At 52.3% G+C, this 23,591-nt stretch carries 22 protein-coding genes; 14 read left to right on the top strand and 8 right to left on the bottom strand.

The genetic code is table 11. From position 1 onward, the window contains the following. The first annotated feature begins 88 nt into the window (after nucleotides 1-88). Nucleotides 89-589, top strand: a complete 501-nt coding sequence (locus tag MHH82_RS26145; RefSeq protein ID WP_009589361.1) for a GNAT family N-acetyltransferase — start codon at nucleotides 89-91, stop codon at nucleotides 587-589. Between the two features lie 150 nt (nucleotides 590-739). After that, a complete protein-coding gene (locus MHH82_RS26140) occupies nucleotides 740-1,216 on the top strand; it encodes a GNAT family N-acetyltransferase (RefSeq protein WP_051425344.1) in 477 nt (158 codons plus the stop codon). 60 nt (nucleotides 1,217-1,276) lie between these two features. Here MHH82_RS26140 and MHH82_RS26135 read toward each other — a convergent pair whose 3' ends face one another. Next, a complete protein-coding gene (locus MHH82_RS26135) occupies nucleotides 1,277-1,621 on the bottom strand; it encodes a hypothetical protein (protein WP_009589352.1) in 345 nt (114 codons plus the stop codon). A 185-nt stretch (nucleotides 1,622-1,806) separates the two neighbouring features. Between MHH82_RS26135 and MHH82_RS26130 the strand changes: the two genes are divergently transcribed. From MHH82_RS26130 to MHH82_RS26100, 7 genes are all read left to right on the top strand, one after another. Beyond that, a complete protein-coding gene (locus MHH82_RS26130; RefSeq protein ID WP_340968543.1) occupies nucleotides 1,807-2,964 on the top strand; it encodes a response regulator in 1,158 nt (385 codons plus the stop codon). Nucleotides 2,965-3,138: 174 nt separating this feature from the next. Continuing rightward, on the top strand, nucleotides 3,139-3,630 hold the full coding sequence (locus tag MHH82_RS26125) for a hypothetical protein (RefSeq protein WP_015737173.1): 492 nt from the start codon (nucleotides 3,139-3,141) through the stop codon (nucleotides 3,628-3,630). A gap of 135 nt (nucleotides 3,631-3,765) precedes the next feature. Beyond that, a complete protein-coding gene (locus MHH82_RS26120) occupies nucleotides 3,766-6,915 on the top strand; it encodes a hybrid sensor histidine kinase/response regulator (RefSeq protein ID WP_340968541.1) in 3,150 nt (1,049 codons plus the stop codon). A gap of 110 nt (nucleotides 6,916-7,025) precedes the next feature. Further along, nucleotides 7,026-7,949 carry an AEC family transporter gene (locus tag MHH82_RS26115; RefSeq protein ID WP_036662796.1) on the top strand — a complete coding sequence of 308 codons (924 nt, stop codon included), beginning with the start codon at nucleotides 7,026-7,028 and terminating at the stop codon, nucleotides 7,947-7,949. A 111-nt stretch (nucleotides 7,950-8,060) separates the two neighbouring features. Beyond that, nucleotides 8,061-8,225 (top strand): hypothetical protein, encoded by a 165-nt coding sequence (locus MHH82_RS26110; RefSeq protein WP_340968538.1) that lies wholly within the window; start codon nucleotides 8,061-8,063, stop codon nucleotides 8,223-8,225. Nucleotides 8,226-8,447: 222 nt separating this feature from the next. Then, nucleotides 8,448-8,900 carry an Rrf2 family transcriptional regulator gene (locus MHH82_RS26105; RefSeq protein ID WP_251498307.1) on the top strand — a complete coding sequence of 151 codons (453 nt, stop codon included), beginning with the start codon at nucleotides 8,448-8,450 and terminating at the stop codon, nucleotides 8,898-8,900. 218 nt (nucleotides 8,901-9,118) lie between these two features. Beyond that, nucleotides 9,119-9,973 carry a VOC family protein gene (locus tag MHH82_RS26100; protein ID WP_213579639.1) on the top strand — a complete coding sequence of 285 codons (855 nt, stop codon included), beginning with the start codon at nucleotides 9,119-9,121 and terminating at the stop codon, nucleotides 9,971-9,973. 95 nt (nucleotides 9,974-10,068) lie between these two features. Here MHH82_RS26100 and MHH82_RS26095 read toward each other — a convergent pair whose 3' ends face one another. Continuing rightward, complete coding sequence (locus MHH82_RS26095) at nucleotides 10,069-10,584, bottom strand: hypothetical protein (RefSeq protein WP_340968535.1); 516 nt, start codon at nucleotides 10,582-10,584, stop codon at nucleotides 10,069-10,071. Between the two features lie 206 nt (nucleotides 10,585-10,790). Between MHH82_RS26095 and MHH82_RS26090 the strand changes: the two genes are divergently transcribed. After that, the gene (locus MHH82_RS26090; protein WP_036660008.1) at nucleotides 10,791-11,396 is read left to right on the top strand and encodes a winged helix-turn-helix domain-containing protein; all 606 of its coding nucleotides are present in this window, start codon (nucleotides 10,791-10,793) and stop codon (nucleotides 11,394-11,396) included. Nucleotides 11,397-11,419: 23 nt separating this feature from the next. Continuing rightward, nucleotides 11,420-12,226, top strand: coding sequence for an MBL fold metallo-hydrolase (locus MHH82_RS26085; RefSeq protein ID WP_036660006.1), 807 nt, complete (start codon nucleotides 11,420-11,422; stop codon nucleotides 12,224-12,226). A 90-nt stretch (nucleotides 12,227-12,316) separates the two neighbouring features. Here MHH82_RS26085 and MHH82_RS26080 read toward each other — a convergent pair whose 3' ends face one another. The 5 genes from MHH82_RS26080 to MHH82_RS26060 form a co-directional block, all read right to left on the bottom strand. Then, nucleotides 12,317-14,893, bottom strand: coding sequence for a rhamnogalacturonan lyase (locus MHH82_RS26080; RefSeq protein ID WP_340968532.1), 2,577 nt, complete (start codon nucleotides 14,891-14,893; stop codon nucleotides 12,317-12,319). A gap of 329 nt (nucleotides 14,894-15,222) precedes the next feature. Then, nucleotides 15,223-16,038 carry an adenosylmethionine decarboxylase gene (gene speD / locus MHH82_RS26075; protein ID WP_015737164.1) on the bottom strand — a complete coding sequence of 272 codons (816 nt, stop codon included), beginning with the start codon at nucleotides 16,036-16,038 and terminating at the stop codon, nucleotides 15,223-15,225. Between the two features lie 316 nt (nucleotides 16,039-16,354). After that, nucleotides 16,355-16,717, bottom strand: coding sequence for a VOC family protein (locus MHH82_RS26070; RefSeq protein ID WP_015737163.1), 363 nt, complete (start codon nucleotides 16,715-16,717; stop codon nucleotides 16,355-16,357). 30 nt (nucleotides 16,718-16,747) lie between these two features. Next, nucleotides 16,748-17,206, bottom strand: coding sequence for an SRPBCC family protein (locus MHH82_RS26065; protein ID WP_015737162.1), 459 nt, complete (start codon nucleotides 17,204-17,206; stop codon nucleotides 16,748-16,750). An 88-nt stretch (nucleotides 17,207-17,294) separates the two neighbouring features. Beyond that, nucleotides 17,295-18,080 (bottom strand): helix-turn-helix transcriptional regulator, encoded by a 786-nt coding sequence (locus MHH82_RS26060; RefSeq protein WP_340968528.1) that lies wholly within the window; start codon nucleotides 18,078-18,080, stop codon nucleotides 17,295-17,297. A gap of 189 nt (nucleotides 18,081-18,269) precedes the next feature. Here MHH82_RS26060 and recQ point away from each other — a divergent pair, with 189 nt between their 5' ends. The 3 genes from recQ (at nucleotide 18,270) to MHH82_RS26045 (ending at nucleotide 22,431) form a co-directional block, all read left to right on the top strand. After that, nucleotides 18,270-20,153, top strand: a complete 1,884-nt coding sequence (gene recQ, locus MHH82_RS26055; RefSeq protein ID WP_015737160.1) for a DNA helicase RecQ — start codon at nucleotides 18,270-18,272, stop codon at nucleotides 20,151-20,153. 113 nt (nucleotides 20,154-20,266) lie between these two features. After that, nucleotides 20,267-22,039: a B12-binding domain-containing radical SAM protein gene (locus tag MHH82_RS26050; protein ID WP_340968525.1), complete on the top strand. Its 1,773-nt coding sequence runs from the start codon at nucleotides 20,267-20,269 to the stop codon at nucleotides 22,037-22,039. Nucleotides 22,040-22,254: 215 nt separating this feature from the next. Then, entirely contained in the window at nucleotides 22,255-22,431 is a 177-nt protein-coding gene (locus MHH82_RS26045; protein ID WP_015737159.1) for a hypothetical protein, read from the top strand. Between the two features lie 141 nt (nucleotides 22,432-22,572). On the opposite strand, the gene MHH82_RS26040 is transcribed toward MHH82_RS26045, so the two are convergent. Beyond that, nucleotides 22,573-23,538 carry an alpha/beta hydrolase gene (locus tag MHH82_RS26040; RefSeq protein WP_036659998.1) on the bottom strand — a complete coding sequence of 322 codons (966 nt, stop codon included), beginning with the start codon at nucleotides 23,536-23,538 and terminating at the stop codon, nucleotides 22,573-22,575. Between the last annotated feature and the right edge of the window lie 53 nt (nucleotides 23,539-23,591).

Genomic DNA, 23,591 nt, shown 5'->3' with positions numbered 1-23,591 from the left:
TCGCGGCTTGAGAAAATAGAAGCGTTTTTCCGTTACCTCTTGTACAATAGATCTCGTAATAAAGACATCTATTCGGAGGTAGAGCATCGTGACGCATCCATACCGTATCGATTATGCCGTCAAAGAGGATTTGCCGGCCATTGTGGACATTTACAATTCAACGATTTCAAGCAGAAAAGTAACGGCCGATCTGGAGCCGGTCACGGTGGAGAGCCGCATACGCTGGTTTGAAGAGCACAGCAACGATTTTCGCCCTCTTTGGGTCATGCGATCTGATGACGGGCTGGTTGCGTGGATGAGCTTTCAATCCTTCTATGGCCGTCCCGCCTATAACGGGACAGCTGAAATCAGTATCTACGTTAACGAGAAATATCGCGGCGTTGGTGCCGGCAGCCTATTGATCCAGAAGGCCATCGAGGAGTGCCCGCGTCTTCGCGTCAGCAACCTCGTCGGATTCGTATTCGGTCATAATGAACCAAGCCTCAAGCTGTTGAAGAAGTTCGGCTTCGACCAGTGGGGGCTTCTCCCAGCGGTTGCGGAGCTTGACGGAGTCAAGCGGGATCTGGTTATTGTAGGACGTGCGATCTAAGTACCGATACGTGAAGGATAAATTTAAGGTCCATAAGAGAAGTCATCGCAGCGCGAAGATGAAGCTACGTGCAAACCCTTCATGGTATTCTGCATTCCAAACCTTAACCGATATCCAGTACACTTGGGGAAAACAAGGGACGAAAAGGGTGTGGAGGATGTGAAGGCAGAGATTCGCATATATCAAGCAGAGCTGAAGGATCTGGACAAAGCGGCAGCGCTGTTGAATCAGTATCGGCAATTTTATGAGCGGGAAGATGATCTGGACGGGGCCCGGGAATATATCAGGGAAAGGCTGACCCATGGCGATTCCGTCATATATTTAGCGGACTGCACCCGCTGTGAATCCCTGGCCACGCCAGGCTTTCTACAATTATATCCATCCTTCTCGTCGCTATCCATGTCCAGGTTGTGGATTCTGAATGATCTGTACGTGGATTCCGAATATCGCGGGCTTGGCATTGGAAGGGAACTGCTTCATCAAGCCCGTGCGCACGCCGTTCAGACCAAGGCCAAAGGCTTGACACTCTCGACGCAGCTTCACAACACGGCCGCTCAACGCCTGTATGAATCCGCAGGATATAAGCGGGACGATGAATTTGTGCATTACCATTTGGATTTATCCTGACGCAGTGGGCATCCAGAACAAACAAAGACGATACCCCTAAGGAGTTATCGTCTTTGTTCTTTATTGATAAATCGAACGTATTTTTCGAAAAACCTCAACCCGGGCAATTTTCAGCTCCCACATTTGGTCCAGCAGCTTCCGCTGTATATCTTTATCGTCTGTTGCTTTCAATTCATGATACAGGGCAGACATCCGTTCATTGATTTGATCCACGCATTGCCACAGCTCCTGTTCCGTGCATTCCTCCGACTTCGCTTGTTCCTCGCCCAGCGATTCCTGCATGTGGTGAAGCGTACGAATGATGTCTGCTTGCCACTTCCGATCTTCCAAGCGAATCGCCAAATTGAGAAGATCCAGATAATCATCAAGGGACAGAGATGTCGGTTCTTTATCGCCATGTTCCATGTTGAATGCCCCCTTAGAAAACGTATAACCTGTTTATACCAAGTATTATACTTGGAATTATGAGTTTTTCAAGTGAAAAAATAAGAGAATATTGTCATAAACATGCTTTCGATTGTTGCAACCGTGCGCAGGAATCAATATAGTTTACATAGGACCGTATTTTTCCAATCCAAGGAGTTATATGAATGAAGGTAATTCTCGTAGATGACGAACCGTTGGCCTTGAAGTATTTAGAACGTCAGCTGTTAAAACTGGATACCATGCCTATAGATGTAATCGGTACGTATACGAATCCTTTTGAGGGGCGAAAGGAAATTCTTGCAAGGGACGTGGATATCGTGTTTTTGGATATCAGCTTGCCGGAATTGAACGGGATCGAGCTGGCGGAGCAGCTGCTGGAGCAGAAGCCCCATCTCTGCATTGTATTTGTGACGGGATATCACGAATATGCAGTTACCGCATTTGAATTGAATGCCGTCGATTATATCGTCAAACCGGTCCAGATCGATCGAGTAGCCAAAACGATGGAGCGGTTGCGAAGTCGCATTGCGTCCAGACCGGAAGAGGTCCTGAACCCCAATCGTAAAATTCGGATGACGATGTTCCGCCAGGTTATGATCGAACAGCCGAACGAGCAGGGGCAATTCGCCATGCTTCATTGGCGGACAACCCGGGCCCAGGAAATATTCATTTACTTGCTGCAGCATCGGGGGCAGCTGGTGCGCAAGTCAGCACTGATCGATATGCTATGGCCGGAGTTTGACATGGATAAGGCCTATCCCCAGCTGTATACCGCCATTTATCATATCCGAAAAACATTGGAGCCCTATGATACCCGATTTCAAATCACCAACACGACGGAAGGCTATGTGCTGAATGTGGAAGACGTGCAGCTGGACATCGAGGAGTGGGAGAACTGGTTCATGGCGAACCCCTCGGTGTCGGCCGATTCGATAGAGGGCCATCTTGAAATGATGAAGCTGTATACGGGCGATTATCTGCAGGAATATGATTATTGGTGGGCGGAAGGCGAGCGTCAAAGACTGAAGGAGCTGTGGCTCAGCGTATCGTTATCCATGGCGGAATGGTATGTGGATCAGGAACGCTTCGAAGAGGCCGTACTGTGCTTCGCCTCGATCCAGAGGCTGCACCCCTTGGAAGAGAAGGCCTATTTTTCATTGATGAAAATATACGGCTTGCAGGGGAACCCAGCCCAGGTACACCGTCAATTCAGCCTGCTGCGTCAAGTGCTGGAAGATGAGATGGGTGAGGAGCCAAGCCCTTACATCAAGAAATGGTATGACGAGTGGAGCGATGGAATCCAAATCACCCATATACAATAAATGATCTACCAAGCAATCATAAGATAGGGAATCACCGGCCGCTATGACCGGTGATTTTTTTGTATGCGTCAACCGAAGGGCTGTTCTTTTTGGTTCCTGTTCAGAAATTGTAGAGGACCGCCTCTTATACTGTAGAGTGTGAACCATAAGAATCGGGAGGTACAATATTCGGTTATGAAATTCATTCGGAAATTTAAGGAATCTTCGCTGCATAAAGCCATGGGGCTGGAGCTTGGTACGTTTCGGGAGATCGAGCTGGATGCAACTAAGGATGTCCAGCATTGCCGAGGCTTCTATGTTTACTTCAACGGCAAGCGGATTGGCATCGTTGCTACGGACGAGGGACCGGTATTTCTGTGTGATCAGGAGAAGTTTTTGCTGGATGAGCGTACCGTTCATTTTTTGCTGCAAAAAAATGCCGAGTTTAATACGTTTATCTTCATGTGGAATGGAGGCGTGAAGCTTCAGATTCCATATTTGCGGTCGTTAATCGAATATAACGGAAGATGGGTGGATGATTCGATATTCGACTTTTTTTCGTGGATTTATGAAGCTTCCGGGAGAAAAAGATTCTACTCCTACTATACGGTGAAGCATGTATCCGCTGACGAATTATGCCCGCATCAGCCTCTTCAGCGTTCGGGCAAAACGCTTTCGATTGTTTAGGCGGCCTGACGAACCCGTGGATTCATGCGAACTTTAGGGAATGGGACAGACAATTGCATCGCAACGATGTAAAATAATGGACAGTTATGTAGTGTTATTGATTCTTACAATACGTTATATAAAGGACTGTTACTATTGTCGATCTATTCCAATATCAAATCGAAGCCCGTCTCCGGCAGAAGGTTGCTGGGGATTACTTTTCTGTTTATCGTGATTTTACTTTCCGTGCGCTTGGTTTGGTTCAACACCATTACGGTACCCGAGGAACGTCCATTCCGGCAAGGCGTGCTGGATCTTCGGGCTTGGCCGGCGGATGACCGGAGCAGGGTCGCCCTGAACGGGGAGTGGGCCTTTTATCCGAATCAATGGAAGGGCCCGGATGGAGCGTCCCAAGGAGAGCCGGCTGCCGCCGACCCGCGCTGGATACAGGTTCCGGGGCCATGGGAGGGCGTGAACGAGAACGGAAACCAAATCGGCTACGGGACTTACCGCCTCAAGCTGCTCGTACCGGATCGGAACAAAACTTACGGCATCTGGATCAGCGATATCCGTACAGCCTATCGTTTGTATGTAAACGGGGAATTATTGCACGAATCAGGACATCCGTCCGATCTGCCAGAGACCCACGTGGCCAGAATCATCCCCCATATGGAGCTCATCCCCCCGACCGGCGGTGATGAGTTGGATATCATCGTGGAAGTGAGCAACTATCAGTATGCCGATTCAGGCGGGATCCGGCTGCCGATCCAATTCGGAACGGCGGAAGCGGTGATGAGGGGAAAAGCCTTCTCCGAGAACATGCAGCTGCTGGTGTGCATCGTGCTATTGCTCCATGTGATCTATGTTTTTATTTTGTACTTGATCGGCTATCGAAGCAGAGGGCTTTTTTATTTTGCCGGGCTTATTCTGTTTACGCTGCTGGCTACGCTGAGCGACGATGATAAGCTTCTGTTGGTGTGGCTGCCCGGCATTCCTTTCGAGTGGGCGGTGAAGCTTAAGGTTATTGCTTATGTCGCGATATCTTTATGTTTGATTCTGTGCACCAAGCATTTGCTAAAGCCGAGGATCAAGGAGGGCTTTTACCGTGCTTACACGGTGTTTGTGGTTTCGTATGCCGCAGTCTATTTGCTGCTTCCGTTTCATCTGATGGTCCATCTCTCTAAATATTTGTCGGTGGTATTGATAAGCGCCGTGCTGTTCGTGCCTTCGTTAGCCAGGAAGGCGGTCAGCGAGCGGACGGAAGCTGCGATCTTCATCCTGCTGTCGGCGGTTGCGGTTTCCTGCAACATTATGATAAGCGGAATTTTAAGATTCCGGTATTTTAAGGAACTGCCTTTTTACCCGATCGACCTGATCGTTGCGTTTCTCGGGTTTGCTTCCTTCTGGTTTATCCGGTTTACCAGAAACAGCGTCATGCTTAGGGAACAGGCCGAGCAGCTGCAGCGAGCGGACAAGATGAAGGATGAGTTTCTGGCGAATACGTCCCATGAGCTGCGAAATCCGCTGCACGGCATCATCAACATGGCGCAAACGCTGCTGGAACGCAAAGGGAGCGTATTGGAGCAAGAGGATCGCAATCAGTTGGAGCTGATCACCGGGATCGGCAGACGGATGTCACTGCTCCTGGACGACTTGTTGGATGTTTCGTTATTGAAGGACAACCGCGTTCGGTTGAATGTGCAGAGCGTTCACCTCGGTTCGGCTGTTCAAGGCGTGCTGGACATGCTCCGTACGATGGCGGAAGGCAAGCGAATCGAGCTCGTATGCGAGATCGCGGAGGATGGCCCCAAGGTATGGGCAGATGAAAGCCGCTTGGTTCAAATCATGTTCAATCTGATTCACAACGCCATCAAATATACGGAGGCGGGACGTATCACGGTGGCTGCCGAGGTCATTGAAGGAAGGGCTTATGTCCACGTTCGCGACACGGGGATCGGTATGGACGAAAAGACGTTAAGCCGAATATTCCTCCCCTACGAGCAGGGAGATTCCGGTTTTGCCGCCTCGGGAGGCGGTTTGGGGCTTGGACTGGGCATCAGCAAGCAGCTGGTTGAGCTCCATGGAGGGGATATTTCCGTAACATCCGCTCCGGGTCAGGGGAGCGACTTTACGTTCACGCTGAAAGTGGACGATATGATGAAGCAGGAGAACGCGGATAAACAGGAGTTTATCGCGGTCTCCCCGGCTTCAAATCCAGAGAAAGAGAAGGAGACGCAATCGAATATGTCAGATATGCACGAACAGGATGACGCCGAATCGGAGGCTCAGGCGCTTGCCCGTCCAAGCGATGGCAGGCTGCTTATCGTTGACGACGATCCGGTTAACCTGAAGGTCATCCATCATTTGCTTGCAGACGAGGGGTATCGGATCGTGACCGTTACCCGCGCCGAGGAAGCTCTTCAGCTGTTGGAGCAGGGAGAATGGGATCTTATCATTTCCGACGTGATGATGCCCCAGATGTCGGGGTATGAACTGTCCAGGACGATTCGGCAGAGGTATATGCTATCGGAGCTTCCCATCCTGCTGCTCACCGCCAGAAACCGGCCGGAGGACATACATATGGGGTTCATCTCGGGAGCTAACGATTACTTGATAAAACCGGTGGATCACCTGGAATTAAAAACGAGGGTACGCGCCTTGCTGGAGCTGAAGCGGTCCATTAAGGAGAGGCTGCATATGGAAGCGGCTTGGCTCCAGGCCCAAATCCAGCCGCATTTCCTGCACAACACCTTAAATTCGATCGCTTCGCTAAGCGAGGTGGATCCTTCCCGGATGATTGCGCTCATCGCAGAATTCAGCCATTATCTGAGAGCCAGCTATGATATCAGCAACCTGGACCGTTTCATACCGTTGGAGCAGGAGCTTGGCTTGGTTCGCTCTTACCTGTATATCGAGGGAGAGCGGTTCGGGGAACGGCTGCGTGTCCGTTGGCATATCTCCGACGAGGTTGCCGTGCAGCAATGGAAGCTTCCTCCCTTGACGATGCAGACCATCGTGGAGAATGCGGTCGTTCACGGGGTATTGGCACGGACCCAGGGAGGGACCGTAACCATCCGCATCGTACGAGAGGCTGAATCAGCCAAGGTGATCATCGCGGATGACGGCGCGGGGATGGATCCCGAGAAGCTCCGAAGGATGCTGGGAAGCGGACATCGCGCCAACAAGGGAGTCGGGCTTATGAACACGGACCGCCGTTTGAAGCAGATTTATGGGCAGGGCCTCATGATCGACAGCTCAAGGGACAGAGGAACCACGGTGTCATTTGTCATCAAGAAGATGGCATAATCAAAGCCTGAGCCTATTAGACCTATAGTCTTTGAATCTTGGACGAATGCCGCAGGTTTAGGTTAGGATGTAGAGATGATGATATTTTACTTCGTATAAGGGTGGACTTCATGATCTCTTCTTTTTTGGCTACGATTTACAGCGTATTCCTTCCGATATCGCTGCCCGTCATCGGCGGAGCGCTGCTTAAGCGATTTAAAGGAATTGAAACCAAGGGGCTCTCGGCCCTGTCTTTATATGTGCTGAGCCCGGCACTGATCTTCGAGACGCTGGAAAAGGCTTCGATCACCTCGAACGAGGTGACGGTGACGGTTGCCTTTTGCCTGTTGAACGTGATCATCCTCTGGGCGCTCAGCGCCTTTGCAGGTAAAATGCTGGGCTTGTCCCAGACGGAGAAATCGGGCCTCGCCTTGACCACCATTTTTACCAACAGCGTGAATTACGGGCTTCCCCTCGTGCTGCTTGCATTCGGGCAGGCAGGGCTGGATAAGGCTTCCGTGTATGTCATCGTGCAGATCATCATCATGAATACATTAGGCGTGTATTTGGCAGCGCGGTCTCATTTTTCGGCCGTAAAAGCGATCAAGACCGTATTTACGCTTCCTTCGGTTTACGCCGCAGCGTTTGCCGTACTCTTCCGGTTGACGGATTTCCAGCTCCCCGAAGGGTTGAATACCGGTGTTTCCATGCTGTCCGCCGCCTATGCGCCGCTGGCTCTTGTCATACTGGGAGCCCAGATGGTTGGGGTTCGGGAGGGTGGAGCGTCGCTCGCCGTCTCAAAGCGCGGATTCTGGTCGGGCATGGCGATGCGAATGCTGGTGGGCCCGTTGGTGGCTTGGGGATTGCTCGCGATGTTATCCATTGAGGGAACCTTGTTTGCAGTCATTCTGATTCTGTCGGCGATGCCTGCAGCCGTGAATGCGGTCATCCTTGCCGAAGAGTACGATGCCGCGCCCAAGCTTGTTTCCAGGTGTATTCTGTGGACCACGCTGGCTTCCTTTATCGTTCTGCCTGCCATGATTGGCTTTCTTTAAGATTTCTCGCCTCCGGAAGATTGGTTCAACTCTTGGACTAGCGTGTAAAGAGTAGTAAGCGTCAAGAGATAACCATCATCTGCGAATCCGAATCGGATGGAGGTGGAAACTATGAGCAGACCGCGTGACCGAGACGTGGAAATCGAGACCCGCAATATCGAGGAGTGTAACGACTCCAGCAGGGTAGCTTCTACGTTGATCAAGTATGTTGCTTATCTGATCATCTTTTTTGGTTTCTTGTACTTCCTGATCAAATACGTATTCCCGATGTTCTAAGTTCAGGCCGGGTTACGTCGGTGAGAAAGCCTCTCCTTAGCCACAAGCGGGATGGAGGCTTTTTTTCATGAAGTTAGGGAAGGATCGCAATGTGCCGTAATGGATGAGCAAGTTTTTCCTATCATTCCATGGACACGGCGGGAGCGTTGACTTTGGAGTCTAATGTAACTATGATGGTTACATGCTAGTCATCTGAAGATTTGGACCGTCAGGAGGGATCGCATGAACATAAGCAGCCGATTTGCAGTGGCCATTCATATTCTTTCCGTGCTGGAGATGAATAAGGCTGGCGTCTGCACTTCAGATTATATTGCGGAGAGTGTGAACACGAATCCGGTGGTCATCCGGCGGATTGTCGGCATGCTCAGCAAAGCGGGCCTGGTCGAGGTAAAACCCGGCGTAGCGGGAGCGAAGCTGGCTAAGCCTCCGTCCGGGATTACGCTGCTGGATATTTATCATGCCGTTCATGTCGTGCAGGAGGGTTCCCTGTTCGGTATTCACGAGAATTCGGACGCGAAATGTCCTGTTGGCAAACATATTCAAACGGCGATCGTTCCGGTGTTCTCGGCCGCCCAGAAGGCCATGGAGGATACGCTGCATGAGGTGAATTTGGAGCAAATCGTCCGGAAAATCCATGCATCTGCTAACGGAACATTCAGAATAGATGATATATGATACATGATACGCTCAATCCTTGCAGGATGGGCGTTTTCTTTTGGGCCTGTTTGGTGTGCCTTTGTTCATATGTTAATTACTGGGTTTGACAACGGGATGGTCCTGTAACTATAATGATTACAAGTAAGATGTAACTGTTTCGATTACAAGTTAAGCCTGTCGCAGACCTGAATATATTTTTTGAAAAAATCAAACAACAACATTCAAGGAGTGAGAATATGACAGCCATTATACATCCATCCACAAAGCTCGGACCCGTCTCTCTTCGGATTAGCAATCTGGCACAATCGGTACGCTTTTACACGGAAGTCGTTGGATTAAAAATGCTGCGCCAGCATGGCCGGGTGGCCGAATTGACGGCTGACGGCAAGCAGCCGCTGCTGATCATTGAGGAGGTTTCGGACCTGACAAGGCCGCAGACCCGGACGGCAGGGCTGTACCACTTTGCGATCCTGGTACCGGATCGGGAATCGCTCGGGCTCGCGCTTGCCAATCTGATCGCTCATAACATGCCGGTCGGCCAAGGCGATCATCTGGTCAGCGAAGCGCTGTACATCAATGATCCGGACGGAAACGGCATCGAGATTTATGCCGACCGGCCACGGGATACCTGGAAGCGCGATGCCAAAGGGGAATATGTGATGGCCACCGACCCGGTCGATGTTGAAGGACTGCTGGCTCTCTCCAAAGAGAAGGAATGGCTTGGACTTCCGGAAGGGACCGTCATCGGGCACGTGCATTTCCATGTGTCCAACCTGCAGGATGCCCGCGCATTTTATTGCGATGTGCTGGGTTTTGAGCTGACCGCCCATTATGGGGGAGCGGCGTTGTTTATATCTGCAGGAGGATACCATCACCATATCGGGCTCAATGTTTGGGCGGGACTCGGTGTACCGAATACGCCGCCGAACGCTGCGGGAATGGAGAATTATACGATCGAGCTTCCGAGCCATGAGGCGCTTGAGGCGGTAACCGGCCGCATTCGCGAAGCGGGGCTGCACCTGGAACAGCGGGATGGCGTCTGGGCCGTTCAAGATCCTTCGGACATCTGGATCCGGTTGGTTGTTGCTTAATATCATACGAAGAAGCCTGTCCGCTATATTAGCGGCAGGCTTTTTTAATGAAACATCACCGTTAGGATGATCAGACTAGCCGGAAAGCAGGCAAGCTAGATCCGGTTTAATTCACCCAGCGTACGGAGCATGAACTCCGTGATATTCGGAATGTCTCCCATCTGATCTTCGTTGATTTTGCGGGGGAAGCGAAGCTCGATCGTGTTATGGATGGGGACCGCATCGTCGCCATAGGTGTAGCGTATCGTTTGCACCGGCGGGAGCTCGGGATTCCATATCTCCTTAACAATCTGCGTGATAACCGGGCACGAGTAGGCAGGATCGGCAATGTTTTTATGAAAGCGGAGCTTCAGCAAGCAGCCCGGCTGTTCTTCCGGAATTTCCAAAATCTCGGCCGCCAAATCCCGCAGCCCGGTCTCCAGGCAAATTTCGGCTGAAGCTGCGGATTGCTGAACCAGCTCGAACCGGAGGCTAAAACTTCTGGACAAGGTCGCCATGTCCAGGAGGTCCTTCCGGTCGGTAACGCGGATGATTTCATCGAGATTGTCGAGGTCATAAACCGCATTCTCGATGCCAACCTTTAGATTTTCGAATATAGTCGGGTCAAACATGGAGGCACATCCTTTGATGAACATAATGTCGTAATAGACGATTGTGGATACTATATCACAGCCGCCAGGCGAAGGGGAATGGATCGTCTGATAAGCCGGAGACCTGCGTCAGGATTGACCGATAGATCAAGGTCATGGTAGGATGAAATCCAATCAACAGTAAAAATTAATTTACCGGTAAAATGTATGGAGGTGTTAAAATGAAAATGACTGGCGTCTATAAAATTCAAACCCATGAGCAGCTCAAAGCGATTGCGGATCCTCTCCGCACCAAAATGCTGATGAATCTCGTGAAGGATGCCTACACCGGACAGCAGCTGGCCGAGATGCTCGGCATCACGCGGAACAATATTTACTTTCATCTCAAGGAGCTGGAGAAGCATGGCATCATCCATGTGGTCAGGAAGGAAGAGAAGAACGGTATCGTGCAGAAATACTATCGCGCCGTTGCAAGCCGCTTCATTCCGGAGGATCATTTGCTGCCAAGCCTGGATTTGGTGGAAACCTCAAGACAGGTATTCATGGAGACGCTTGATGTAACGCGGGACAAAATCGAGACCGCCCCGGCTTCTTCTTTTGCACTGGACAGTACGAGTGAGCACCACAGGAAAAATCTTGCGGGAACCTACCGCTTTCGTGCAACGCATGAAAGCTTCCATGCTTTTGTGGAAGAATTCAAGAGGCTTCTGGATAAACACTTCACGATGGAAGGTGCCGAATCCGGCAGAAGCTCGCTTTCCGAGGAGGAGAAGAGCTATTATATGTCGTTGATAGCATTCCAAGATGATCATGAGAATATCACCATTCGATAATTCTGGACGGGGGATACATACATATGGACAATAATCAATATACCATCGTGATCGATGATGCGTGGTTTACGGTATCGCAGCTGGATGAAGGCACGTTTGCCATCAGTGAGTACGGGCATTGGGAGAAGGTGCATTCGTTTCTGTTGATAGGGGACGAGCGTGCCGCATTGATCGATACGGGCCTTGGCATCGACGACATGAGGCGGATAACCAATCAGCTGACGGATTTGCCTATCATGGTACTGACCACGCATGTTCACGCAGATCATATCGGCAGTCACGGGCAGTACGGGGAGATTTATGTGCATGAGGCCGAAGAGGATTGGCTGGTCAGCGGCATTAAAAAGCTTTCGATTGAGCAAATCCGCAAGGATATATCACGCGATATTACGAGACCCGTACCGGATTCCTTCGATCCGGCAGCGTACACCCCTTATCGGGGGCAGCCGACCGGCCTGCTTCGGGATGGGGACGTCATCGAGCTTGGCGGGCGAAGCCTGGTCATCTACCATACGCCGGGCCATTCGCCCGGACATATTGCGGTATTTGAACCCAACCGCGGGTACTTGTTCACTGGCGATTTGCTGTACGATGAGACGCCGGTATATGCCTTCTACCCGACGACAAGTCCCGGGGATCTCGTTAACTCGCTGGAGCGGATCGCGAATATCGAAGGCGTAAACCGGATCTTCGGTTCTCATAATACGCTTGGACTGGACCCGGCATGGCTGGACTTAGTAAAAGAAGCCGTGCAGGAGCTCCGGGAAAAAGACCTTGTCCGATTTGGAACGGGCATTCACCGGTTCAACGGATTTTCGGTTCAATTCTAATATCGTCATGAAGCAAAGCCGCCTCCGGATCAGCAATTGGCATCCGGAAGGCGGCTTTTTAGGCTAGCGATTGTTTTTAGGCAAATTAAGCTATTTCCACATGATGATGAGCGTCCATGCCTGATAGGACAAGTTCATCTGGGCTCTATCCGATATCGCACCGGGTTTCTTATGCTCCTCCAGCTGAGAAACGAATGTATTTAAAAATTTGAGCGCCTGTTCCCTGGAGCCCTTGCTCATGTGATGCTCTGCCTGCTTCAAGGCATTGCTCAACCGGGACAGCAGCGGGTTAGCCAGTTCCCCTGCGCGGGCATACTCGCTCACCAGTTGATCCAGCACGTTCAGCATGCCCGGGGATTGATAAACGGGGATAGGAACCTCCGAGAAATCCGTATCGGATGCGAAATAAAAGCTGGTGTAAGAGGGCTGGTTATACGTTGTATTTTGTCTGGCAACCTCGACCCGATACTGCGGATCATGCATGAGCGTATAGAGCTTACGGTCGGTGACCTCGGTGCTCAGGTAAATCCGGAGGGCCGAGCTGTCCGAGGTCCGGACCACCAGTTCCTCTCTCCAATCCCCGAAGAGATCGGCGACGAGGGCAGGATTTCCCTTCGTCCCGTTATTGGTGCGCGTGCTTTCTGCAGTTAGCAGCGTCCCGTTGCGCCAGCTTTCGATGACCGGTGTCTGATCCAAGTTACCATTCACGATCTGGGTGGTCATATCCGCAGACCATTTGATGTTCATGTTCGTGCCCGGCATGGTCGTAGAGAGCTGTTCTCCATCTGCAGACCACGTGCCGACGGCCCATGTTTCGAGTCCCCGCTGATCGGGATCAATATCGCCGATCATGCCGCGTCCGGTGTCTTTTCCGGTATAGCCGCCGTAGAGGAGCCTGCCTGTTGCCGCATCACGGAGGGAATAGCCGTAAGGGGCGTAGGCACCGCCTTCATGAACCATGAAGATCTCAAGACCCGGCCGATCCGGATCGATGTCGGTGACGTGCATGGCGTCCCCATGTCCAAGGCGGGCCATCGCACCCGGATCCGCGCTTTGAGGAGGGAGCACATCCATGGAGCTGTACAGCAGCGTGCCGTCATGGTCAATCGTTGCCGAACCGTAGACGATTTCCTGTTTGCCGTCGCCGTCGACGTCAGCCGCGCTTAACGAGTGGGCCCCTTGCGTCGTTAACGTACCGAATGCGGCATCGGTCCCGTCCCGGCCATGCGGACTGTCGTTAAACGGATTGGTCATCGGGGTCCAGCCGCTGTCCACAATCCAATGCTCGCTTAAGTGCCGGCCATCCCACTTGTAGGATACGAGTGTGGATCGGGTGTAATAACCGCGGGCGAATACGGCATAGGGTTGTTCCTCGTCAAGGTAAGCAACGGCGGCAAGGAAGCGATCCACGCGATTGCCGGGTTCGATCCGGGCCATGGCGTAGTCGCCCCACATGAGCCCGTCGTCATGCCTGCCGGGTTTATACCGGATCGTCTCGAGCTCTTTGCCGGACGCGCCTTCAAATACGCTGAGATATTCCGGACCATCCAAGATGAACCCTTCGAATGCCCGGAGATTGTTGCGGGCGCTTCGCTGCGGCGCATAGGTGTCCATGAAGTGATCGACCAGGCTTTCGGCATCGGTACGGGATAACGGATAATGGTACTTCTTATCGATGCCGAAGCTTTCTTCGAGCGTGGCCGGCCAGCGGCCGCTTACGACCTCTTCATGCTGATGCCAGTTCATGAACAGGTTTACCATGTGCTCGTAGTAGCCGGTTTTGCTCAGCCTGTAATCGTCCTGATTGGAATATCCGGCCTTCATATCCTCGGGCAGCAGCGTGATGTATCTCTGGGAGATCATGTTGCCGGCTGGATCATAGCGAAGAATCTTGGTGCCCGGTGCCGTTTTGAGCATCATTTCCGCTTTGCCGTCCCCGTCAAAGTCATACACCATGAACTGCGTATAGTGGGCGCCGGAACGGATGTTGACGCCGAGGTCGATCCGGTACAGCAGGATGCCCTCCAGTGTATAACAGTCAATGTACGTGTTGCCGGTATACCCGATTTGGGAAACGTCCTTGGAGTTGGAAGGGTCCCATTTGACAAAAAGCTCGTACTGCCCATCGCCGTCCACATCGCCGACGCTGGCGTCATTGGCAGAGTAAGTATAAGGTTCCCCGGCCGGGGTGACTCCGCCATCCGGCTTGTTTAGCTTCAGATCGTAATAGGGGGAGGACCAGGGAGTGGAGGTGAGGCTCTGGTCGACCTCTTTTCCATTTACGACGGCAGATACGTAATAGGAGGATGATGACGTGCCGGATCGGTCCAGGTAATTGGTGCTGTTCTCGACGACAGCAATCAGGTTGCGGTCCCGATAGACATGAAAGGTCGGACCGGTAAGCCCTTGGTCGCCATATCCGGTTACTTCTCCGGCAAGCAATCGCCAGCTCAGAAAGTTGCCCTCTGAAGTGGAGACCGATACGATCCCCCTATCCAAATACTCCAGCTGAATCCGGCTGGTTTTTGTGGCACCTTGCTGCGTGCTGCTTGCCGCTTGATGCGAGGGCGCCGCTAACGACTCGATGCTCCCCGTGATGATCATGGGGAGGGTAAGAGCCGCTGCCAACAGCTTGCGATGCAAGCCGAGTTTAATTCCATGCTTCATGTTCAGCCACCTTTCTCCTTATGGTTCGGATGCTGGTGTGCAGCATTCCGTATGCGCTTTCACAAATGGTTGAGCGGCTCCTCCTTTCTGGTTGGAATGGGGTAATAAGTAAATCACTTTCATTGTATGGAACCTGGGAGAATGACAACATACAAAAAACAGGCCATTTGATTTAAAAAACAGAGTGAATTCTAATTCCGAAAGTCGATTTCTAGGGTGAAGCCATAGAAGCAGCAAACAGGCCGGGCTCCTGGGAGCCCGGCCTGTTTGCTTACTCGCATGAAGGACATGCAAGAAAAGAATATAGCCGCCGCAGGGTAGCAAGGCATTCAGTAACTCCGGTCCATGTTCTTGCCGTAATAAATCTCGTCCATCTCCAGTTTGATGCGTTCGGTGATTTCCTGCTGCTCGGCCTTGGACAGCTTATCCTTCGTGTAACCGAACAGATAGTTGTCCAGATCGAACTGCTTCAGCTTGCACTTGGTATGAAAGATGTTCTCCTGGTATACGTTGACGTCGATCATATCGAACAGCTCCTTGGCTTCGTCCGGAATATAGTTCTGGATGGAGCTGATCTCATGGTCGATAAACAGCTTGTGTCCGTGAATATCCCTCGTGAATCCCCGGATTTTATAGTCTATCGTCATAATATCCGTATCGAAGGAGTGGATCAGGTAGTTCAGGGCTTTGAGCGGTGAGATTTCCCCGCAGGTCGACACGTCGATATCGGCCCGGAAGGTGCTGATGCCCTCGTCCGGATGGAATTCCGGATACGTATGGACGGTAATATGGCTCTTGTCGAGCTGGAGCACCACGTTATCCGGCAGCGGACCCGGCGATTCGTCATAGGATTCCTCCGGCACCTCCACGACGGGGCCCTCGGAGACTAGCACCGTCACGCTGGCGCCCTGCGGGATATAGTCCTGCTTGGCAATGTTCAGGACATGCGCGCCGATGATTTCGGCCACATGGCTCAATATTTTCGTCAGTCGATCCGCGTTGTACTGCTCATCAATATATTCAAGGTACGCTTCCCGTTCCTCCCGGGTCTTCGTATAGCAGACGTCATACATATTAAAGCTGAGCGATTTCGTCAAGTTGTTGAACCCATGCAGGGTCACGCGTTGTTCTGGTGTCATATCCATATGAATTTCCCCTTGTGTCGTTAATATATCAGTTCGAGTACCTATTATTTCCGAAACCATCGATTCCTAATCTGCCCATGCTCCGCCTTCCGGAGCAGCATTACTATGTTCTTACCCGGATCGGGTTCAACGTTAACAGAGGCGGAGGAATGCCAGAGGGGAAGCAGCGGCGGCTCCCAAACTCCAAAAAGGCCAACCGGATTTCTCCGGCTGGCCTTATCTATCAGAACGACACCTGCTGCATGCAGCTTATCCCTCTGGCGTTTATATGGATTCACTTCATATGCTTGAACTTTGATGCTGCCGAACGGATGGATTACTCCGTAAATTCCAGCAGCTCGATCACATTGCCAAACGGGTCGCGGATGGCGCTGTACAGCCCGGGAGGGCACGGCTTGGGCGTATCGAAGATGACGTCGACGCCCTTCGATTTGTAGTTCGCAATGGCTTCGTTTACATCCGGGGTCTCGATTCCGATGATCACCTGTGCCTCATGCGGGTATTCCGTATTCGTTGGACGGTCGCATTTCTGCAGAACGAGGGACATGCCCTCATGCTTCAAGCTGACGATCTGATCATCATAAACCCTGGAGATTTCGAATCCCAGAACGTCGCAGTAAAACTGTTTGGCTTGCTGTATATCACTTACATTGATCGATAGAACGCATAGGTTTGGCATATGCTCGCACTCCTCCGCTCATGATTTGTTTTAATTGCAGCACAGAATCCCGTTTCCGGATTCGATATTGGATTTCAAGCTGGCCAGCATCCCCTTCCACGCATCGATATGCCACTCCCGGGCTTGCCGGGACGCTTCGGAATCCTTCCAGCCTGTATGCTCCAGGGTAATTCTCGTGCCGTCCGCCTCAGGGGAAAAGGCAACCTTAACCGCCGTCAGCTCGCCTTGATTCATCGTTTCCGCGAAGGGATCGGGTCCTTTCCACTCAAAAACAAGCACGCGTGGCTCGTCATACCGCAAAATGGTACACCCGGCGGTGCACATCGATTCGCGATCGGCGGGGTTAAAATACAGCTCGAATTTTCCGCCCGCTCTCGGCTCGATTTCCGCAGCCGGCGCAAACCACTCGGTTATCCTTGCGGACTCGGTCCATGCTCGCCACAGGAGCTGCACATCGGCCTGAATCACGGTTTCTTGAATAATGGTCATGTATATTCCTCCATCATATAGCGCTGATTGTTCCAGACAACGCTTCTTGCAGTTCCATTATAAATGGACAAGCACATCGAAAATTCTTCTACCTTGCGCTGTTATTCCGATCCTTCTCAAACAAGAGCAGCGGCAGGTTAACCACAATCGGCGGGTCATGGGGCAGAGGCTCCCGTAAGGCAATCTTCACGTCAAGATCGGTTCCCCTGTCGATATGGACAGGCTCCTCCAGTTTGCCGCGCAGGGATTTGCCCAGCAGAAAATAATCCTTTGGATTGAGGCTCCAGGGGATGCCCGCGGCCAGCACGTAATACGTGCCGGCCGGCATGCCGATTAAGGTGCAGGTCCGATTCTTGAGGTTGACGGCCGTACCGGTTACGGGCTTCTGATCGGGCACGGGTCTTGGGAACAGACCGACATAAATCATGCCGCGGAACGCCTCGGGAGCTTCGATCCGGCAGCGAATCCGGGGCAAAGCCTGCGATTCTTCCCCTGCCCAGGCTAACGGCTTATGCTCATATTGATTCACATAACGATGAAGGGACTCGGTGGTGGAGCGGAACCTCTTCGGAGACAGGCCGACAAGCTGCTTAAAACGGGTGTTGAAGGTGCCCGGACTTACCAAACCGATGTTCATTCCGATTTTCACAAGCAGGGAGGGGCTTTGAAGGAGCTCGGTTTTGCCCGATTCGACCCGGAGGGCGGACAGGTACTGCCTGACGGAAATGCCGGTTACCCGTTTGAATATCCTGGAGAAATGGTAGGGGCTGTACCCCGCGAGATCGGCGAGCAGCTCGGTTGTCATCGGCTCGTCCAGATGCTCCTTCATATATTGAATGGTCTGCCGCACGGCTTCGGCATGTTCATCGTTCATTAGGGAATCACCAACTTCGTTTTAATGGCTCTACATGATAGGAGACATATTTCCACATTTATGAAATTCTGCTCGTCGAATGCAATTTCCTTCCCCGATTCGGTTGCCCATTCATGGAAAGGCCGTTAAACTTAAAGGATGAGGGCTTTCTAAAACGGAAAACCAAGGTGAAATAAGGAGTTTATATCCATGAATGTGGAAACAAATGATAGAGAATCGATGATTATGGACACAGCGCGGGAATACCTGCAAAAATATTACGGCTATCCCGATTTTCGGGACGGACAGAAGAAAATCGTCGCGAGCCTGCTAACCGGCCAGGATACGCTCGGGATTATGCCGACGGGCGGGGGCAAATCCATCTGTTATCAGATCCCGGCACTCCTCAGCCCGGGCCTGACGTTGGTCGTATCGCCTCTGATCTCCCTGATGAAGGATCAGGTGGATGCACTTACGACGGCGGGCGTGGCGGCGGCATATATCAACAGCACGCTCAGCGGCAAGGAAGTGAACGAGCGCATACGCGCGGCCAAGCGCGGTGACTTGAAGCTGTTATATGTCGCCCCGGAACGGCTTGAGCTGGACTGGTTCCGTGAGGAGATGGCAGGCCTCGACATTTCGATCGTTGCTGTCGACGAAGCGCACTGCGTATCCCAGTGGGGTCATGATTTTCGGACCAGCTATCTCTCCGTGGCTCCTTTCGTGAAGGGGCTGCCGAACCGCCCGATTGTCGCGGCCTTTACGGCGACGGCTACGCCGGAGGTTATGGAGGACATGCAGCGCCTGCTTCGACTGGAGCAGCCGCAGGTGTTCGTGACGGGACTTGGGCGCGACAATCTGGAAATGTCGGTGCTTCGCGGGGAAAACAAGCGGGAGTTCGTGCTGGATTATGCGGCCTCGCATACCCACCAGCCGGGCATCATCTATGCTGCCACCCGGAAAGAGGTGGATGATTTATGCCAGCGCCTGCAGGCGAAGGGGCTACTTGCCGGACGTTATCATGCCGGCATGAGCGATGCGGAGCGAGCGGACAGCCAGGAGGCCTTCCTGTATGACGATATTCGCGTCATAGTTGCAACGAACGCGTTCGGCATGGGGATCGATAAATCCAACGTTCGGTACGTCATCCACTACAATATGCCGAAAAATATGGAGTCTTACGTCCAGGAAGCCGGCCGTGCCGGGCGGGACGGAGAGCCCAGTCAGTGCATCCTGCTGTTCAGCGCCCAGGATATCATGACGCAGAAATTTCTGATCGAACAGAACCCCCAGGAGGGCGAGCGGAAGCAGAACGACTACCGAAAGCTGCAGCAGATGATCGATTACTGTTACACCACAAGGTGTCTGCGCAGCGCGATGCTGGATTATTTCGGGGAAGAACACGAAGACAAGCCCTGCGGTACGTGCAGCTCCTGCACGGACGACCGGGAGCTGGTGGATATCACGGTGGATGCGCAGAAAATCTTCTCCTGCATTCACCGGATGCGCGAGCGCTTTGGCGTGTCGATGATCGCCTCCGTGTTGAAGGGCTCGCGGGCGAAAAAAGTGCTGGAATACGGCTTTGACCGGCTTCCAACCTATGGCGTCATGTCGAACCGGACGGAGAAGGAAATATCCGAGACGATCAATGTGCTCATCTCGGAAGGGTTCCTGGCACTGACCGAAGGCCAATATCCCGTCGTGAAACTTCAAAGCGAGGCGGCCGACGTGTTAAAGGGCCAGCGCGAAGTGATGCAGCGCGTTCCGCGGCCTTCCAAAGCCGCAGGCAGCCAACGCAGCGGCAGCCGCCGCGACTACTCGCCGTCTGCCGTTAACGAGACGGTGTTCGAGCAGCTGCGCTTGATTCGGCGCGAGCTGGCAAGCAAGGAGCATGTGCCGTCCTACATCATTTTTAACGATGCAACGCTGCGCGAGATGAGCGTGGTCTGCCCGCAGAGCGAGGATGAGATGCTGAACGTCAAAGGGGTCGGCGAAGTGAAATTCCGTAAATACGGACGTCCGTTCCTTGAGTTTTTCCTGAATGGTCAGGGCGCGTCGAATGACGGGGACGATGTGTATGATTATGAAGAATAGGCTTGCATGTCAGGCGGAACTCATGGCTTATTCCCGTATTATCAGTCAGGATAAAAGCGTTCGGTACCGTTCGGTAATAAATAACATTATGTAGAAGGAAAGTGGGCCCTACCATGAAAGTCATACTATCAACCTTGAACGCCAAGTACATTCATACCTCCTTGGCCATTCGCTGCCTGAAGGCATACAGCGAGAAGGATTTCGATATCGAATTGACGGAGTACACGATCAAGGATCCCGTGATGAATATCGTCTCCGACCTGTTCCAGCGCAAGCCGGATGTGATCGGATTCTCGTGTTATATATGGAATATCGAAGAAACGATTAAAGTGATCGATATCGTGAAGAAGATTATGCCGGAGGTCACGATCATCCTCGGCGGGCCCGAGGTGTCCTACGATACGGAGTATTGGATGAACCGGCTCCACAATGTCGACTTTATCGTTATGGGCGAAGGCGAGGAAACCTTCCACCATTTGCTGCAAACGATCGAAGGGGACCGGAAATTCCATTTCGTATATGGCGTGGCATACCGCAAGCAGGACGAAATTATCGTGAACCCGGGAAGACCGAAAAGCATCCTGGCCGAGCTGCCTTCCCCGCATCGTTTTCCGGAGGATATCCCGCACCTCGGGAAGCGGGTTGTTTATTTTGAGACCAGCCGGGGCTGTCCCTTCAGCTGCCAGTTCTGCCTGTCGAGCATTGAGGTGGGAGTTCGCTACTACGATATTGAACGGACCAAGGCGGATATCCTCTACCTGATCGAGAACGGAGCGAAATTGATCAAGTTCGTAGACCGCACCTTTAATATTAAGCGCGATTACGCGCTTGAAATGTTTGAGTTCCTGATTGAAAATCATGGCGGCTGCGTGTTCCAGTTTGAGATTACGGCGGATATCATGCGTCCCGAGGTGCTGGAATATTTGGCGAACCATGCGCCTCCCGGCATTTTCCGGTTTGAAATCGGCGTGCAGTCTACGAATGATCCGACCAACGAGCTGGTGAAGCGCCGCCAGAATTTTACCAAGCTGTCACGCACGGTGACGATGATCAAGGAGAGCCGCAAGATCGACCAGCATTTGGATTTGATCGCAGGGCTTCCGGAGGAGGATTACAATACGTTCCGCAAAACGTTTAACGATGTGTTTGCCCTTGGACCGGAGGAGCTGCAGTTAGGCTTCCTGAAGATGCTGCGGGGAACCGGGCTGCGGATCGATGCGGACAAGTATAACTACACCTACATGGACCATGCTCCGTATGAGATCCTTGGCAGCGACGTGCTTCCGTTCTCGGATATCGTCCGTTTGAAGAGACTGGAGGATGTGCTGGAGAAGTATTGGAATGCACACCGAATGGACCATACGCTCAATTATTTGATGAAGCATGAGTTTACGTCGCCGTTTGATTTCTTCCAAGAATTTGGCGACTACTGGGAAGGACAGGGCTGGCAAAAAATCGGCCATCAGCTCGAGGACCTGTTTACGCGGTTAACGGCCTTTCTGGAGTTTCGGAACACGCCGAACATGAATGTGGTCTCCGGTCTGATGAAGTTTGATTATTTCCTGGGCCATAAATACAAGCCGCGCAAAATATGGTGGGATCATGCCCAAGACAAAGCGCAGTGGAACGCCAATGTTCGTAAAATCGTGGAAGATCCCGCGGCACTATCCGCCGATTTCGCCGATCTTGGGATTACGGAGCGTGATCTTCAGAAGCATGCGATGATCGAGGTGCTGCCATTCAACCTCGACGATGCCATTCAAGGTGGTACGGGCTATCCGGACCATGCGGTACACGCAACGATGCTGCTGGTATTGTACCAGCAGAACGAAACAGGGCAGCCCCAGTACTACACGATGCCTTTGGAGTTAGCGACGCAGGCATAATAGGGGAAACGAGGGACAAGCCTTTTCCGAGATTGGTTGTGAAACGGATTGGTTGTTTTGGCGTAATTGCTTAATTTCCGCTGCCAGGAACCGGCGGCCCCGCTCTTTAGCGACCCTTTTGCGATCATAACGAGCCCTATCTAAAGGCGTTTCAGGAATAAAACAGCCCTGGCATCGGTATTCTAATTGGCATCAACCGATGAGGAGGGGATGTTATGAACGACAATCGGAAGGGGCAAGAACAGCTTTCGTCTGACGAGCCGACCATCGCACCGGGCATGGAAACCAATGACGATCTGCGCGAAGAGGCTACCGAGGACGAGGTAGCGCAAGGAGAGTACACTCAGGTCACGCAATTGATCATCGATCGCACGCCGAGCGATGATGAGTAAGGTTCTTCGATTGAGCCTTTACGCTGCCAATTTCAAAGGTTCTGTATACACTAACGAACTGCTTAGCAGCATAATAAAAGGGATGCCCTGGATTTCAAAAACCCGGGGCATCCCTTTTATGTGTCTTGGCATCACGCTTTGTTACATCACTCGTATCGATTCTTGCGGTACGTTGTCCGAGCCGGATGTGTGCCGTTCGAGCCAGTCGAGCACATCGGCTGCCACTTCGGCACGGTTGGTCTCGTGCAGCATTTCGTGGCGGCCGCCCGGATACAAACGGTATTCGAGGTCCTGGACGCCATGCTTCCGATACAATTCGATCAACCGCCGCACGCCTTTGCCGCGGTGTCCGACCGGATCATCCTCGCCCGAGAAAATATAGACAGGCTTATCTTTCGGAAGACATTTCATCAATTGAGGCTGGTGGATCTGTGACAGCAGCTTGAAGAAATCGCGAAAGAAGCGAGCGGTGCACACCTTGCCGCAGTATGGGTCGTTGATATACTTATCCACTTCGGCTTCATCCCGGGATAGCCAATCGAACGGCGTGCGAATAGGACCGAATCCTTTGTTGTAAGGACCGAACACCAGGGCGTTCAGCATCAGGCTCCGGTGGGTGTTTCCTTGCAGGCGCATTTGCGCGGCCGCCAAGCCCATCCCGAACGTCAGCAGTCCCTGGGGACCGTTGGTGCCTGACAGGATGAATCCGTCGAATAATTCACCGTCCGAACAGATGATTTTTTGCGTCAAAAAGGATCCCATGCTGTGCCCCATCAAATAATGCGGAACGCTCGTATGGCGCTTCTTGAGCTCGGAAGCAAGAAGCAGCTGGTCTTCAATCATTCCTTCAAAGCCGTCTTCCCCGGCATCGCCGAGATGCGTAAGCCCGGCCGTTAGCCCATGGCCTCGATGGTCGTTGCAGTATACGGCATAGCCGTGCTCCGTGAGCAATTCGGCAAGCTCCTCGTAGCGCTTGCCGGTTTCGCACATGCCATGCGCGATTTGCACGATGGCACGAACGGGATCATCCGGGCCGGGCAGCCATTCATATACAAAAACATGCATACCCTGCGTATTCAGCATCGTAAACGTGTCGGTTTGCATCATTAGGGCTGGCACCTCCACAAGAACGAATGGTCTATATCATTTATTTATACCCT

The sequence above is a fragment of the Bacillus sp. FSL K6-6540 genome (genome assembly GCF_038007545.1).
This window is presented reverse-complemented; position numbering and strand designations above follow the sequence as displayed.